Origin of the sequence: Streptomyces albiaxialis, from assembly GCF_039530985.1 — a bacterium.
GTDB classification, from domain to species: domain Bacteria; phylum Actinomycetota; class Actinomycetes; order Streptomycetales; family Streptomycetaceae; genus Streptomyces; species Streptomyces albiaxialis.
The window spans coordinates 60,160-75,552 of the sequence record NZ_BAAAPE010000010.1 but is presented as its reverse complement, the minus strand read 5'-3'; the positions used below and the strand labels follow the sequence as shown (position 1 = coordinate 75,552).

Here is a 15,393-nt window from a genome sequence, read left to right as displayed (position 1 = left end):
GCGGCCCGCCCCGGCGACTGCCGGGGCGGGCCGAGTCGGCGGGGCGTCAGACGGTTTCGCGTACCGCCCTGGCGAGGACGCGCAGTCCCTCGTCCAGCTCCTCCGGGGTGATGGTCAGCGACGGGAGCAGCTTGACGACCTCGCTCTCCGGGCCGGAGGTCTCGATCAGCAGCCCCAGCTCGAAGCAGCGCTTGGCCACGGCGTTCGCGCGGTTCTTGTTGTGGAACTCCAGGCCCCACACCAGGCCGCGGCCGCGGAAGTCGGCGACCTCTCCCGCGTGCTCCTCGGCGATGGCGCGCAGCGCGGTCTCGACCTGCTCCCCGCGCGCCAGGGTCTGCTTCTCCATCTGGCCGTCGGTCCAGTAGGTCTCCAGCGCGGCGGTGGCCGTCACGAAGGCCGGGTTGTTGCCGCGGAAGGTGCCGTTGTGCTCGCCCGGCTCCCAGATGTCCAGCTCCGGCTTGAACAGGGTGAGCGCGAGCGGCATGCCGTAGCCGCCGATCGACTTGGACAGCGTGACGATGTCCGGCTGGATGCCCGCCTCCTCGAAGGAGAAGAACGCGCCCGTACGCCCGCAGCCCATCTGGATGTCGTCGACGATGAGCAGCATGTCGTGGCGGTGGCACAGGTCGGCGAGCGCCCGCAGCCAGGAGGCGCGTGCGACATTGATGCCGCCCTCGCCCTGCACGGTCTCGACGATCACGGCCGCGGGCTTGTTCAGCCCGGAACCCTGGTCCTCCAGCAGCCGCTCGAACCAGATGAAGTCGGGGGTGGCGCCGTCGAGGTAGTCGTCGAACGGCATCGGGGTGCCGTGCACCAGCGGGATGCCGGCGCCGGCGCGCTTGAACGCGTTGCCCGTGACGGCCAGCGAGCCCAGGGACATGCCGTGGAACGCGTTGGTGAACGAGACGATCGACTCGCGGCCCTTGACCTTGCGGGCCAGCTTCAGCGCGGCCTCGACGGCGTTCGTGCCGGTCGGGCCCGGGAACATGACCTTGTGGTCCATGCCGCGCGGTTTGAGGATCGTCTCCTGGAACGCCTCCAGGAAGGCCCGCTTGGCGCTGGTCGACATGTCCAGGCCGTGCACGACGCCGTCCCGCTCCAGGTAGTCCAGGAGGGCGCGCTTGAGGACCGGGTTGTTGTGGCCGTAGTTGAGCGAGCCCGCTCCGGCGAAGAAGTCGAGGTAGGTGTGGCCGTCCTCGTCGTACATGTGCGCGCCCTGGGCGCGGTCGAAGATGGTGGGCCAGCCACGGCAGTAACTGCGCACCTCCGACTCCACGGTCTCGAAGACGCTGAGGTCCGGCTGGGTGATGGTCACGGCTTGCTCCTGGGAGTGAGTCATGTGAGGGAAGAGGAAGTCTGATGGGGGGTGCGAACGGAACCGGTCGGTACCGAATGCCCGGGGGCGAGGGTCGTGTACGTCAGCGCCGCGCTGCGCCGGGAAACACGACCGGACCTATCCGGTACAGCACCTCGGGTTCATGGCCCGTCTCCGGGAAGACCTCGGCACCGAACAGCACCTCCTTCTCGACCGGCGCCTCATGGCGGCGCGCGTAGGAGGTGAACAGGCGGTTCGAGGGGGCGTTGTCGGGGGTGACCGTGGTCTCTACGCTGTCGATCCCGGTCTCCTCGGCGACCCGCAGGGTCAGCCCGTCGAGCATCGCCGCCGCGAGCCCGCGGCCGCGCGCCGCCTCGTCGACGGCCACCTGCCACACCAGGAGGGTGCGGGGGCTGTCGGCGCGTACGTAACCGGTGATGAACCCGACCGGAGCGCCGTCCGCGTCGCGGGCGACGACCGAGGTGGCCGCGAAGTCGCGGCACCACAGCAGGTAGCTGTAGGAGGAGTTCAGGTCGAGCGTCCGGGAGTCGCGGGCGATGCGCCAGATCGCGGCTCCGTCCTCCACCCGGGGAGTGTCGAGCTTCAGTCCCTCCGGCATTTCCAGGAAATCGCTATGGGCACGTGCAAGGTCTGCTTGTGCGGCGGTCATGCGGATTCAATTTACCCAGCAGAATCTGAAAGCGCACGGGGGTGAGGGGTTACGTGAGGGGGGCGCGTTGTGTTATCGCGCGGGGGCGCGCAGGCGCGTAAGACCCCGCCATTCTCCCCGGTCATGTGCGGTTTTATCCGGGCAAAAGGACCGTCTTGTGGAGTCCGTCACAGTGGCGTAACGGAGGCGAGACGCGTCCGAATTACGGCGATTGAAGCTAGCGAAATCTTAGCGTTTGAGCTGGCGGAGAGCGGGCAGAAGAATACGGGAACCTGTACTCGAAAGCCTGCGTGAAATGCATCCTAATTCGGGGTGTCCGCGGGTGTCAGGGGTTTCTCGGAAGTCGCCCTCCCGGAACTCGTGTTCTCGTGTTCCCCCGTTCCCGTGGCCCGAGTCCGTTCACCGGGCGTGTGTACGGGACACCCGACTCGTACAGTGCCCCCATGAGTGAGCGCGCGACGCAGCCGGTGCTGCGTGTCAAGGGGCGGGTGCTGGCGGGGCCCGAGGACGTCCGTGACGAACTGTGGGCGGTGGACGGGAGGATCACCTACGAACGGCCGCCGGCCCCGCTCCCCGTGACCACCCTGGAGGGCTGGACGCTGCCCGGCCTCGTCGACGCGCACTGCCATGTCGGGCTAGACGCCCACGGCCCCGTGGACGACTCCACCAGCGAGAAGCAGGCCCTCACCGACCGCGAGGCCGGCGCGCTGCTGCTGCGCGACGCGGGCTCGCCCTCCGACACCCGCTGGATCGACGACCGCGAGGACCTGCCCCGCATCATCCGCGCGGGCCGCCACATCGCCCGTACCCGCCGGTACATCCGCAACTACGCGCACGAGATCGAGCCCGGCGACCTCGCCGCGTACGTGCGCCAGGAGGCGCGGCGCGGCGACGGCTGGGTCAAGCTCGTCGGCGACTGGATCGACCGCGAGGAGGGCGATCTGACCGCCTGCTGGCCCCGCTGGGCGATCGACGAGGCCATCGCCGCCGCCCACGAGGAGGGCGCGCGCGTGACGGCGCACTGCTTCGCCGAGGACTCCCTGTACGACCTGGTGGACGCCGGGATCGACTGCGTCGAGCACGCGACGGGGCTCACCGAGGAGACCATCCCGCTCTTCGCCGAGCGGGGCGTCGCGATCGTGCCCACCCTGGTCAACATCGCCACGTTCCCGGCGCTCGCCGAGGGGGGCGAGGCGAAATTCCCCCGCTGGGCGGACCATATGCGGCGCCTCCACGAGCGCCGGTACGAGACCGTACGCGCCGCCTGGGACGCGGGCATCCCCGTCTTCACCGGCACCGACGCGGGCGGCTCCCTGCCGCACGGGCTGGTGGGCCAGGAGGTCGCCGAGCTGGTCAAGGCCGGTATCCCCGCGCGGGACGCGCTCTCCTCCGCGACCTGGGGCGCCCGCTCCTGGCTGGGCAGGCACGGCCTGGAGGAGGGGGCACCCGCCGACTTCGTCGTCTACCCGACCGACCCCAGGGCGGACGTGGGTGTCCTGGTCGCACCCCGGCACGTCGTGCTGCGCGGACGCGTCGTGCAGTAGTCCCTAAGGACGTGCGGTCGTCCCTAGGGACGTGCGGTAGTTCCTAGGGACGTGCGGTCGTCCCTAGGGACGTGCGGTAGTTCCTCAGGGACGTGCGGTAGTTCCTAGGGACGTGCGGTAGTTGTTCAGGGACGTGCGGTAGTCCCTTCCGGGCCCCGCGGTCGCTCCTCCCGGAAACCGTGCGCCCGTCGTACCGGGGCGGCAGAATTTTTCTCGCCAGGGATGTCGAGAACTCCTCAACGGCTCCGACGTCCCCCGTGAGAGGCGCCCGCACCGGGCACCGTGCCGAGGAGGCGGACACCATGAAGTACATGCTGATGGTCATGGGCAACCAGGCCGAGTACGACGCCATGGAGGGCAAGGGGGACGGTCCGGCCGTATGGACCGAGGAGTCCATGAAGGCGATGTTCGAGTACATGGGCGCCCTCAACAACGACCTCGCGGAGTCCGGCGAGCTGATCGACGCCCAGGGGCTGACCGCCCCCGCGCAGGGCAAGGCCGTCACCGTGAAGGACGGGAAGACGGTGGTCGTCGACGGTCCCTTCGTCGAGGCCAAGGAGGTCCTCGCGGGCTACTGGATCGTGGACGTGGCCAGCGAGGAGCGGGCCATCGAGATCGCCGCCCGCGCCTTCTCATGTCCCGTGCCCGAGGGCGCGTCCGCGAGCCTGCCCGTCGTGGTCCAGCCGATCGGCGACGCCGGCGCCGAGGAGCTGTGACGGGGACGAGACGGAACCGATCGGTTCCATGACCGCGCGGACACCGGACGAGGACCTGCTGCGCCGACTGGCTCCGCAGGTCCTCGGCGCGCTCGTACGCCGGTACGGCCATTTCGACGCCGCGGAGGACGCCGTCCAGGAGGCGCTGCTCGCCGCCGTACGGCAGTGGCCCGAGTCCGGAAGGCCGGAGAACCCGCGCGGCTGGCTCATCCGCGTCGCCTCCCGGCGGCTGACCGACACCCTCCGCGCGGAAGAAGCACGCAGACGGCGCGAGGAACGGATCGCCGCCAGCTCCCCGAGCGACGCGCTGCACGCGCCGCCCCCCGGCGAGAGCCGCGCCCCGTCCGAGGACGACACCCTCGCGCTGCTCTTCCTGTGCTGCCATCCGGCGCTCACCCCGGAGTCGCAGTCCGCGCTCACCCTGCGCGCGGTCGGCGGCCTCACCACGGCCGAGATCGCCCGCGCCTACCTCGTCCCCGAGGCGACCATGGCGCAGCGGGTCAGCCGCGCCAAACAGCGCATCCGCAAGGAGGGCGGACGGTTCGCGCGCCCGGGGAAGGCCGAACTCGCCGACCGTCTCGGCGCCGTCCTCCAGGTCCTGTACCTCATCTTCAACGAGGGCTACACGGCCACGGCGGGCAGCTCCCTCCAGCGCCGCGAACTGGCCGGAGAGGCCATCCGCCTGACCCGCGCCCTGCGCCGACTCCTCCCGGAGGACGGCGAGGTGGCGGGCCTGCTCGCGCTCATGCTGCTCACCGACGCGCGGCGGGACGCCCGTACGAAGCCCGACGGCTCGCTCGTGCCGCTCGCGGAGCAGGACCGGGACCTGTGGCACAGGGACGCCGTCGCGGAGGGCGTCGCCCTGGTCACCGAGGCGCTCACCCACAGGTCCCTCGGCCCGTACCAGCTCCAGGCCGCCATCGCCGCCGTGCACGACGAGGCGCCCTCCGCGGAGGAGACCGACTGGCCGCAGATCCTCGCGCTCTACGACCTTCTCGAACGGTTCGCCCCCGGGCCCGTCGTCGCGCTCAACCACGCCGTGGCCGCCGCGATGGTCCACGGGCCGCGCGTCGGGCTCGGCAGGCTGGCGGCACTGGACGACGACCCGTCGATGGCCCGGCACCACCGGCTCGCGGCCGTACGGGCGCACCTTCTCGAAATGGCCGGAGAACCGGAGGCGGCCGTGGCCGCGTACCGTACGGCCGCCGAGCGCACCCTCAGCCTGCCCGAACGGCGCTACCTCTTGGAGAGGGCCGCACGCGTCGATCCCGGATGACACCGGAGGGCCCCGTACCGCAGCCTGGGGGAATGACCACGACGGGACCCTCCGCCCTTTCCGCGCGGGACGCGCTCGCCCTGGTGGCGCGGGACTTCAGCGCCTTCACGGGCCCGGAACGCCCCCAGCCCCCCGACGGCCCGCTCGGCTGGGGCGGATACGACGCGGCACGCGCCCGGGCCCGCGACCGTACGGGCGAGAGCGAGTCCGTCCTGTGCGGCACCGGCAAGGCGGGAAGCGTCGAAGCGGTGCTGATCTCCTTCGAGTTCGGCTATCTCGGCGGCTCGCTGGGGGAGCGCACGGGCGACCGTATCGAGGCGGCACACGCGCGGGCGCGCGAGCAGGGGCTGCCCGTGGTCACGCTCGTCGCGACGGGCGGCAGCAGGATGCAGGAGGGCATGCGCGCGCTCACCCAGCTCCAGCGCGTCGCCCGGCAGACCGCGCTCACCCGGCGCGCGGGACTGCCGCAGCTCGCGCTCGTCCGCGACCCGGCGACCGGCGGCGGCTGGGCCACCCTCGCCGCGGGCGCCGACGTGGTGCTCGGGCTGCCGGGCGCGCAGGCGGGCTTCGCGGGATCGCGCGTACGCCCGCGCGACGCCGACCCGGGCGCCTACACGGTCGAGGGACAGCACGCGGCGGGACACCTCGACCAGATCGTCCCGGAGGACGAGGCGGGCCCCGCCGTCGCCCGCTGGCTCGGCCTCCTGACGGACGGAGGGAACGGGACGAGGGGAGAGGCTCCGCCTGAGCCTGAGCCTGAGCCTGAGCCCGGGCCCGCTCCCGAGCCCGCGCCTGTCCCGTACGCGCTCACCTCCGCCCCGCCCCCGGAGAGCGGCACCGAGGCCGTCTCCCGGGCCCGCTCGCGGGACAGGCCCCGCGCCGCGGCCTATCTGGACGCCTACTTCGCCGAGCGCGAGGAGATCAGCGGCGACCGCGCCGGAGGCGTCGACCCGGGCATGCGGTGCGGCTTCGGACGGCACCGGGGCCGCACCGTCGCCTACGCCGCGCAGTGCGGCACCGCGACCCTGCCCTCCGGCTACCGCACCGCCGCGCGGCTGATCCGCCTCGCGGACCGGCTCGGGCTCCCCGTGCTCACCCTGATCGACACCCCCGGCGCCGCGAACGACGCCGAGGCCGAGCGTGCCGGTGCCGGTCCGGCCATCGCCGACGTCTTCGCCGCCGTCGCCGAGGCCGCCGTGCCCGTCACCTCGCTGCTGATCGGCGAGGGCGGCTCGGGCGGCGCCCTCGCGCTCGCGGCGCCCGGGGCGCTGTGGGTCACGCCGGACAGCTACTTCTCGGTGATCGCCCCGGAGATGGCCGCCGCGATCCTCAAGCGCGGCCCCGAACGCGTCCCGGAGACCGCCGAGGAGCTGCGGCTGCGCCCCCAGGACGCCGTCGGGCTCGGCGTCGCCCGGGGAATAGCCCCCCGCGCTCCGGGGTTGCCCCCGGTATGCGAGTAGAGATCTGGTCCGACATCGCCTGCCCCTTCTGCTACATCGGCAAGGCACGCTTCGAAAAGGGGCTCGCGGCGTTCGCGCACCGCGACGACGTGGAGGTCCACCACCGCTCGTTCGAGCTGAATCCGAACGCGGGAGATCCGCCGGGCGCGCCCGTGACCACGATGCTCGTGGAGAAGTACGGGCTGTCGCCGGAGCAGGCCGAGGCCGCCGAGCGGGACGTCGCCGCGTCCGCCGCGGGGGAGGGCCTGGAGTACGGGGAGGGGCGCGAGATCAGCGGCTCGACCTTCGACCTCCACCGCCTGCTGCACGCCGCCAGGACCCACGGCGAGAAGGCGCACGACGCCCTGCTCGACGCGTTCTACCGCGCCCATTTCGCCGACCTGCTCAATCTCAACGACCAGGAGACGCTGCTGCGCGTCGTCACCGGGGCGGGGGTCGACGAGTCGGAGGCCCGCGCCGTCCTGGCCGACAAGGAGGCGTACGCCGAGGCCGTACGGACGGACGAGCGCGAGGCCGCCCAACTCGGCGCCACGGGCGTGCCGTTCTTCGTGATCGACCGCCGCTTCGGCGTCTCCGGGGCCCAGCCGCCCGAGGTCTTCACCCAGGCACTCGACCAGGCGTACGCGGCGGGTGGCGGCCTGGTCACCGTGGCCGCGGCCGCCCAGGGCACCGACGCGCCCGTCTGCGAGGATGGGGCCTGCGAGATACCCGACGCCAAGCCCTGACCCCCACGCGCGGGAGGGGCCCGGCCACCGGAGAAGGGGACGCACCGTGACCGAGCGCAAGCCTCCCGGGATCAGCTTCGAGACCTGGGCCGACCGGCAGATCCGCGAGGCCGAGGAGCGCGGCGAGTTCGCGAACCTGCCGGGCGCGGGCAAGCCCCTCAAGGACGAGCACCGGCCCTACAACGAGCAGTGGTGGGTCGAGCGCAAGATGCGCGACGAGAACCTCAGCTATCTGCCGCCCTCCCTCGCCCTGCGCAAGGAGGCCGACGAGGCCCGCGCCGCGCTGGCGCGGGCCCGTTCGGAGACCGAGGTCCGCGAGATCGTCGAGGGGATCAACGCGAAGATCCGCGAGGCCATCAAGCACCCGCCCGAGGGCCCGCCCCACCGCCTCGTCCCGTTCGACCTGGAGCGTGCCCTCGACGAGTGGCGCGCGGCGCGGGACAACGGCTGAACGAGCGGCTGAACGGCCGGGGCGCCCCCGGCCCCGGTCCGGGCCCGGCCCTGGCGTCTCCGGGCCCGGCCCTGACGCGTCCGGTCCCGGCTCTGGTGTCTCCGGTCCCGGCTCAGAACTCCCCGCGCGCCATCCCGATCAGCCGTTCCAGCACGCGCCCCTGACCGACGCGCAGCCCGTCGTGCTCCCACTCGCTGGTCACCCAGGCCCGCGTGCCGCGCACCGCCTGCGCCGTGGCCATCGAGTCGTCGCGGTCGACGTACATGTCGTCGTAGTAGACCACCGCGTGGACGGGCACCTCGTTGGCCGCCAGCCGCGCGGGGTCGTACAGGTCCGGCCAGTCGCCCCGCTCCGCCAGCAGGTGCGCTGTCTCGTGCAGCGGCACCAGCGCGGGGTCCGTCTCGAACTGCCAGGGGTAGATCATCTCCCCGGTGAAGTACACCTGCCGCCCCTCGTCCAGCGCCCGTCGCGCGTCGAACACGGGGAACTCGTCCCGCACCCGCTGCGCCGCCCATCGGGTGCCCTCCTTGCTGACCGAGCGCTGCCCGTAGGACGCCTCGTGCAGCAGCGCGAACAGCGGGTTGGTGGCCAGGGAGACGTGGGGGCGCACGCCCTCCAGGAAGGTGTCGGACAGCTCGCGTCCCGCGCGGCCCGGCGTCCAGGCGTCCTCCAGCAGGTAGTGCAGCAGGTCCGGGCCGCTGCCCATGCCCAGCATCAGGCCGAGCCACTGGAAGCGCTCCACGGTGAGCGGGCTGCCGTCCGGCAGCGTGGCCTCGTGCTCGGCGAGGTGCTCGGCGATCTCCCGCACCGTGCCGACGTCCCCGGGGTAACGGTCGTAGAATGCGGCGTTCTTGGAGGCGACGCGCGGATACGACTTCCGGTAGATGTCCTCGGCACCGGTGCGGAGCCCCGGCAGGCCGCCGGTGACGAACGCCTCGCGCACCCCCTCCGGCGCGAACGACAGGTACGTGGTCGTGCAGAAGCCGCCGAAGCTCTGCCCGATCACCGACCACGGGACACCCGCGCCCAGCAGCCGCTTCCTGACGACTTCGGCGTCCTTGACGATGGAGTCGGCGCGGAAGAGCGCCAGATAGTCGGCCTGTTCGCGCGGGGTGCCGCGCAGCGGGAGGGACTGGCGGTTCGCGGGCGTCGACCTCCCCGTGCCCCGCTGGTCGAGCAGCAGCACCCGGTAGTGGCGCAGCGCGGGCGCCCACCAGTCCGGGCCCACAGGGCGCGGCGAACGGCCGCCGGGACCGCCCTGGAGATAGACCAGCCACGGCAGGTCCTCGCGCTCTCTTCCCGCCGCGACCAGCTCCCGCGCGTACACCTCGATCTGCTCGCCGTCCGGGGCCGCGTGGTCCAGGGGGACGGGGAACACATGGTCGGTCAGAACGGTGCCGGGGTGCCGGTGAGTGACGGGCACGGGAGACCTCCTCGGGTCACGGTCGTACGGAGGGGCGGGCGGCCGTACGTGCAGCAGTGCCCGGACATGGAAGGGGCGCGTGTGCACGAAACGGGCGCGCGCGGACCCTATCCGCGCCCGAGGGCCACCGCCAGTGCGCCCATCAGCCGGTCGGTCGTTCCGCGGTCCCTGACGGCCATCCGGAACCACTCCGGGCCGAGCCCGGGGAACGTGTCGCCCCGCCGCACCGCGAAGCCCAGATCGCGCAGTCTCTCCCGGAGCGCCGCCGCGTCCGGGTGGCGCACCAGCAGGAACGGGCCCTCCGGGGCGTCCGTCGCCGTCCGCAGACCGTCCTGCCGGAAGGCCGCCAGCCGGTCCATCAGATACGCGCGGTCGGCCCCGAACTCCTTGGCCGCCGTCTCCGCCTCGGCGAGCGCGTCCGGCGTGCCGCACGCCTCGGCCGCGGCCAGCGCGGGCGTCGAGACGGGCCACAGCGGCTGAGGGCGCTCCAGCGCCCGTACGGTCGCCGGGTCCGTCAGTACGTAGCCGACGCGGAGGCCCGCGAGCCCCCAGGTCTTGGTGAGGCTGCGCAGGACGGCCACGCGCCCCGGCAGACCGCCGAGCAGGGGGACGAGGGACTCCCGTTCGCCGGGGACGGCGTCGATGAACGCCTCGTCCACCACGAGCGTGCGCCCCTCGCGCGCGAGCGCCGCGAGGGCGTCCGCGGGGTGCAGCACGGACGTCGGGTTCGTCGGGTTGCCCACGACCACCAGATCGGCGTCGGCGGGCACGCGCGTGGGGTCCAGCCGGAACCCGTCGTCCGGGTCGAGCAGGACGCGCCCGACCTCGTGCCCGGCGTCCCGCAGCGCCGCCTCCGGCTCGGTGAACTGGGGGTGTACGACGACCGGCCGGGCCGCCGGAAGGGCCCGCGCGAGCAGCACGAAGGCCTCGGCGGCGCCCGCCGTCAGCAGCACCCGGTCCGGCGACAGGCCGTGCCGCTCGGCGACCGCCTCGCGCGCCGGGCGGCCGTCGGGGTACGCGGCGAGACCGTCCAGGGAGGCCACGAGCCGGGCACGCAGCCACTCCGGGGGCGTGCCGGTACGGACGTTCACCGCGAGGTCCGTCAGCCCGGTCCCGGCGGTGCCGCGCACTTCGGCGTCGCCATGGTGGCGCAGGTCGGGGGCGTGGGGCGGGGCATGGCCCGTCCGCCGGGCGGCGGCCGCGGCCGTCACCCGTTCCGACTTCCGCTTGGGGACGAGGAGTTCGCCCTCCCGGCCCCCGGCGGCGAGCAGAGCCGCCGCCTCCGCGACCGAGGGCGTCCCGACGGCCGCCCGTACGGTGCCCGAGGGGCTGGGCACGGTCACCGCGGACAGTTCCTCCGGCGCGTACGTCCGCAGGGGCACGCCCAGTCGTGCGGCGGCGTCGGCCAGTCCGGGCTCGCGGCCCTTCGCGTCGGCCGTGGCGAGCGCGGCGACGGAGCGCGCGTCCGTACCGGCCTCGTTGAGCACTCGCTCAACGGCCAGGAGGACCTCGTCCACGGTCACGCCTTCCCGCGCGCCGACGCCGACGAAAAGGGACGTCCCCGTCATCGTGCCGCCCCTTGCCGCCGCGCGGCTCCCGCGACGAACCGTCCGGCCGTCTCAGGAGCGGCTGCCCAGTGGACGTGCAGATACGAGGCGTGCACGTTCCCCTCGGCGTACCCCTCGACCCTGCGCTCGGGACGGACCATGCCCCAGGCGGGCATGGTGCCGGCCCCCGGCTCCAGGGCCGTGCGGTGGAACTCGTGCCCCCGTACGCGCGTGCCGGCGGCGGCGAGCACGTTGTCCGCGACGGCGACGGCCTCGCGGTAGCCCAGGGTAAGGTTCTTCGTCATCCGCGCGGTCGCGTCCAGCAGGCCGCACATCGGCTTGCCGTCCAGCTCCCTGGCCAGGTACAGCAGTCCGGCGCACTCGGCGGCCACGGGCCCCCGGAACGTCGCGATTTCCTTGCGGAGCGCCTCGTTCTCCGACAGCTCCGGCGCGTACACCTCGGGGAACCCTCCGCCGATGACCAGCCCGCCCGTCCCCTCGGGCAGCGTCTCGTCACGCAACGGGTCGAACGGGACGACCTCGGCGCCCGCGGCCGTCAGCAGCTCCGTGTGCTCCGCGTACGAGAAGGTGAACGCGGGCCCGCCCGCGACGGCGACGACGGGACGCCCGGAGGAAGAACGCGCCTCCCGCGCCGCCCCGGCCTCTGCCCCGGCCCTTGCCCCCGCCGCCACCTCGGCCGCCGCGTCCCACGCCGCGCCCTCCAGCGGCGGCGCGGTCCTGGCCAGCGCCAGCAGCGCGTCCAGGTCGCACCCCTCGCGCACCTGCTCCGCCAGCGCCGCCACGGACTCGACGGCGTCGGCGCGCCGTTCGGCCACCGGGACCAGGCCCAGATGGCGCGAGGGCGCCCGTACGACAGGGGCACGCCGGAGCGCCCCCAGGACGGGCACGCCGGAGCCGCCCAGCGCCTCCCGCAGCAGCTCCTCGTGGCGCGCGGAGCCCACCTTGTTGAGCACCACGCCCGCGACGCGTACCTCGGGGTCCCAGGAGGCGAAGCCGTGCACCAGGGCCGCCACCGACCGGGACTGCGACGAGGCGTCCACGACGAGCACCACCGGCGCCTTGAGCAGCTTCGCCACATGGGCGGTGGAGGCCAGTTCGCCCTCGCCGCTCGCGCCGTCGTAGAGGCCCATCACGCCCTCCACGACGGCGAGGCCGGCGCCCGCCGAACCGTGTGCGAACAGGGGCGCGATCCGCCCCGGGCCGCACAGGTACGCGTCCAGGTTCCGCCCCGGGCGGCCCGTCGCCAGCGCGTGGTAGCCGGGATCGATGTAGTCGGGGCCGACCTTGTGGCCCGACACGGCGAGTCCCCGCGCGGCGAACGCGGCCATCAGGCCCGTGGCCACGGTCGTCTTGCCGCATCCCGAGGCGGGGGCGGCGACGACCAGGCGCGGCACGGTGTTCAGCATGGCGCGACCGGCCGGTCCGCCGCTCGGCACGTCACCATTCGATGCCCCGCTGGCCCTTCTGGCCCGCGTCCATCGGGTGCTTGACCTTCGTCATCTCGGTCACCAGGTCGGCGGCCTCCAGCAGCTTCTCCGGCGCGTTCCGCCCCGTGATCACCACGTACTGGCTCCCCGGGCGCTCGTTCAGCACGGAGACCACCTCGTCCGTGTCGATCCAGCCCCAGTGCATCGGGTAGGCGAACTCGTCCAGCACGTAGAGCTTGTACGTCTCGGCCGCCAGGTCGCGCTTGACCTGCTCCCAGCCCTCGCGGGCCGCCTCCTCGCTGCTCAGCTCGTCCTGTGCGCCGCGCTGGATCCAGGACCAGCCCTCGCCCATCTTGTGCCAGGCGACGGTGCCGCCCTCGCCGGTGTCGCCCAGTACGCGCAGGGCACGCTCCTCGCCGACCTTCCACTTGGCCGACTTCACGAACTGGAACACCCCGATCGGCCAGCCCTGGTTCCAGGCGCGCAGCGCCATCCCGAAGGCGGCCGTCGACTTCCCCTTGCCGGTGCCCGTATGGACGGCGACCAGCGGCCGGTTGCGCCGCTGGCGCGTGGTGAGTCCGTCGTCCGGAACGACGTTCGGCTGTCCCTTTGGCATCAGGCGGCCCTCCGTGAGTGCGTGGCGGTGGCATGGCGTACGAGGTCGGTGACGGCGTCGGCGCGCAGCTCGTCCAGCGTGACCGCGGGACCGCCCAGGTCCCGCGCCAGCTCGGCCGCGAGCCCGAGCCGCACGGGCCCCGCCTCGCAGTCCACGACCACCGAGGCGGTGCCGTCGGCGGCGAGCAGGGACGCCGCGCGGCGTGCCCGTACGACGGGTTCGGGGCCGCCGGTGGCCTTGCCGTCCGTGACGGTGACGAGCAGCGGGCGGCGCGCGGGATCGCGCATCCGCTCCACGCGCAGCACCTCACGGGCCTTCAGCAGCCCGGCCGCCAGAGGCGTACGGCCGCCGGTCGGCAGCGACTCCAGGCGAGCCGCGGCGGTGTCGACGGACGAGGTCGGCGGCAGCGCGACCTCCGCCTCGCTCCTGCGGAACGTCACCAGGCCGACCTTGTCGCGCCGCTGGTAGGCGTCGAGCAGCAGCGACAGCACGGCGCCCTTGACCGCGCTCATGCGCCGCCGCGCCGCCATCGAGCCCGAGGCGTCGACGACGAACAGGACGAGATTGCCCTCGCGGCCCTCCCGTACGGCCTCGCGCAGGTCGTCCCTGCGCAGCAGCAGCCCGCTGCCAGCGCGCCCGCGTGCGTGCTGGTGCGGCGCGGCGGCCTGCACGGTCGCCGCCAGATGCAGCTTGCCGAGCGCGCCCTGGGGCCGCCGGGCGCCGGTCGTGCGCCCGTGCGCCGTACGGGCGCGGGAGCGCCGCCCGGCGGCGCCCTCACCGAGCCCGGGGACGGTGAGCGTACGGGCCTTGAAGGGCTCGGCGGCGGGCGCAGCGCCCTTCTCCGGGGCCCGCGCGCCCTCGGCGGGGGCCTGCTCGGCCGACGCCTCGGAAGGCTCCGAGGCGGCCTCCTGCGGCTGCCCCTGCTCCGGGACGGAAGGCTGCTCGTCCCGCTGCCGCCCGTCCGGCGACTCCGGCGACTCCGATGTCTCCGGCGCCTCCGGGGGCAGGCCGCCGCCCCCGTCGGGCCCGTCGCCGCCGCCCGGGTCGTCGGGGCCCTCCGGGCCCCCGGGGTCCGGGTCGTCGTCCTCGTCCGCGCCGCTGTTCTGCTCCAGGGTCTCGTCGAGCTTGTCCTCGTCGAGCCCGGGCGCGTCGAAGGGGTTCCTGCGGCGGCGGTGCGGCAGCGCGAGCAGCGCGGCCTGCCGCACGTCCTCGGCCGTCACGTCCTCGCGTCCCGCCCACGCGGCGAGCGCCGTCGCCGTACGGGCCATCACGAGGTCGGCCCGCATGCCGTCCACCTCGAACGCCGCGCAGGTGGCCGCGATCTGACGCAGCGCCGCGTCGCCCAGCCGTACCCGCGGCAGCAGCGCCCGCGCGGCGGCGATCCGCTCCCGCATGGCGCGCTCGTCCTCGGCCCAGCGCCCCGCGAACCCGTCGGGATCGTCGTCGTACGCGAGCCGCCGCCGTACGACCTCCACGCGCTCGTCCGTCTCGCGCGAGGCCGCGACCTCCACGGTCAGGCCGAACCGGTCGAGCAACTGCGGGCGCAGCTCGCCCTCTTCCGGGTTCATCGTCCCGACGAGCAGGAAACGGGAGGCGTGCCGCACGGACACGCCCTCGCGCTCGACGTACGAGGCGCCCATGGCGGCGGCGTCGAGCAGGAGATCGACCAGATGGTCGTGGAGCAGGTTGACCTCGTCCACGTAGAGCACGCCCCGGTGGGCGTCCGCGAGGAGGCCGGGCTCGAACGCCTTCACGCCGTCCGAGAGCGCCCGCTCGATGTCGAGCGCCCCCACGAGACGGTCCTCGGACGCGCCCACGGGCAGCTCGACCATCCGCGCGGCCCTCGCCTCACCGGTGACGCCGCTGTCGTGCGGCCCGTCCGGGCACGCCGGGTCGGGGGAGGCGGGGGCGCAGGAGAAACGGCAGCCCGGGACGACCTCGACCTCGGGCATGAGCGCGGTGACGGCTCTTACCGCGGTGCTCTTGGCCGACCCCTTCTCCCCGCGCACGAGAACTCCGCCGACAGCAGGGGAGACGGCGTTGAGCAGGAGAGCGAGCCGCAAGTCGTCCTGGCCGACGAGGGCGGTGAAGGGGTAGGGAGGCGTCACGTGATGGTCACTCCTTCGAGTGGCAAATGTCGAACAGGTGGCTTTGGCGTGCACGCGACCAGGAAGGTCGAGGCTCGCTCCCCGCCGTCGCGGG

The 15,393-nt window shown here is 73.7% G+C and carries 13 protein-coding genes; 6 read left to right on the top strand and 7 right to left on the bottom strand.

Features of this window, described 5'->3' with window-relative positions:
* Positions 1–46: 46 nt before the first annotated feature.
* Positions 47–1,315 (bottom strand): diaminobutyrate--2-oxoglutarate transaminase, encoded by a 1,269-nt coding sequence (ectB, locus tag ABD343_RS20155; protein ID WP_344530145.1) that lies wholly within the window; start codon positions 1,313–1,315, stop codon positions 47–49.
* A gap of 103 nt (positions 1,316–1,418) precedes the next feature.
* Positions 1,419–1,934 carry a diaminobutyrate acetyltransferase gene (gene ectA, locus ABD343_RS20150; protein WP_344530143.1) on the bottom strand — a complete coding sequence of 172 codons (516 nt, stop codon included), beginning with the start codon at positions 1,932–1,934 and terminating at the stop codon, positions 1,419–1,421.
* Positions 1,935–2,428: 494 nt separating this feature from the next.
* Between ectA and ABD343_RS20145 the strand changes: the two genes are divergently transcribed.
* The 6 genes from ABD343_RS20145 to ABD343_RS20120 all read left to right on the top strand — a co-directional run bounded on the left by ABD343_RS20145 (position 2,429) and on the right by ABD343_RS20120 (position 8,157).
* Positions 2,429–3,529 carry an amidohydrolase family protein gene (locus ABD343_RS20145; protein WP_344530141.1) on the top strand — a complete coding sequence of 367 codons (1,101 nt, stop codon included), beginning with the start codon at positions 2,429–2,431 and terminating at the stop codon, positions 3,527–3,529.
* Positions 3,530–3,831: 302 nt separating this feature from the next.
* Positions 3,832–4,245: a YciI family protein gene (locus tag ABD343_RS20140; protein WP_344530140.1), complete on the top strand. Its 414-nt coding sequence runs from the start codon at positions 3,832–3,834 to the stop codon at positions 4,243–4,245.
* A gap of 28 nt (positions 4,246–4,273) precedes the next feature.
* Positions 4,274–5,521, top strand: coding sequence for an RNA polymerase sigma factor (locus ABD343_RS20135; protein ID WP_344530138.1), 1,248 nt, complete (start codon positions 4,274–4,276; stop codon positions 5,519–5,521).
* A gap of 32 nt (positions 5,522–5,553) precedes the next feature.
* Positions 5,554–6,981 carry a carboxyl transferase domain-containing protein gene (locus ABD343_RS20130; RefSeq protein ID WP_344530136.1) on the top strand — a complete coding sequence of 476 codons (1,428 nt, stop codon included), beginning with the start codon at positions 5,554–5,556 and terminating at the stop codon, positions 6,979–6,981.
* Entirely contained in the window at positions 6,972–7,706 is a 735-nt protein-coding gene (locus ABD343_RS20125; RefSeq protein ID WP_344530134.1) for a DsbA family oxidoreductase, read from the top strand. Before ABD343_RS20130 ends, ABD343_RS20125 begins: the two co-directional genes overlap by 10 nt.
* Before the next feature lie 46 nt (positions 7,707–7,752).
* Positions 7,753–8,157: a DnaJ family domain-containing protein gene (locus ABD343_RS20120; RefSeq protein WP_344530132.1), complete on the top strand. Its 405-nt coding sequence runs from the start codon at positions 7,753–7,755 to the stop codon at positions 8,155–8,157.
* 112 nt (positions 8,158–8,269) lie between these two features.
* On the opposite strand, the gene ABD343_RS20115 is transcribed toward ABD343_RS20120, so the two are convergent.
* From ABD343_RS20115 to ABD343_RS20095, 5 genes are all read right to left on the bottom strand, one after another.
* Positions 8,270–9,580 carry an alpha/beta fold hydrolase gene (locus ABD343_RS20115; protein ID WP_344530130.1) on the bottom strand — a complete coding sequence of 437 codons (1,311 nt, stop codon included), beginning with the start codon at positions 9,578–9,580 and terminating at the stop codon, positions 8,270–8,272.
* Between the two features lie 107 nt (positions 9,581–9,687).
* Positions 9,688–11,148: an Rv2231c family histidinol phosphate aminotransferase CobC gene (cobC, locus tag ABD343_RS20110; RefSeq protein WP_344530129.1), complete on the bottom strand. Its 1,461-nt coding sequence runs from the start codon at positions 11,146–11,148 to the stop codon at positions 9,688–9,690.
* The gene (locus ABD343_RS20105; RefSeq protein ID WP_344530127.1) at positions 11,145–12,554 is read right to left on the bottom strand and encodes a cobyrinic acid a,c-diamide synthase CobB; all 1,410 of its coding nucleotides are present in this window, start codon (positions 12,552–12,554) and stop codon (positions 11,145–11,147) included. Before ABD343_RS20105 ends, cobC begins: the two co-directional genes overlap by 4 nt.
* 31 nt (positions 12,555–12,585) lie before the next feature.
* Entirely contained in the window at positions 12,586–13,191 is a 606-nt protein-coding gene (gene cobO / locus ABD343_RS20100; RefSeq protein WP_344530125.1) for a cob(I)yrinic acid a,c-diamide adenosyltransferase, read from the bottom strand.
* Complete coding sequence (locus ABD343_RS20095; RefSeq protein WP_344530123.1) at positions 13,191–15,299, bottom strand: putative cobaltochelatase; 2,109 nt, start codon at positions 15,297–15,299, stop codon at positions 13,191–13,193. The genes cobO and ABD343_RS20095 overlap by 1 nt, the downstream gene beginning before the upstream one ends.
* Between the last annotated feature and the right edge of the window lie 94 nt (positions 15,300–15,393).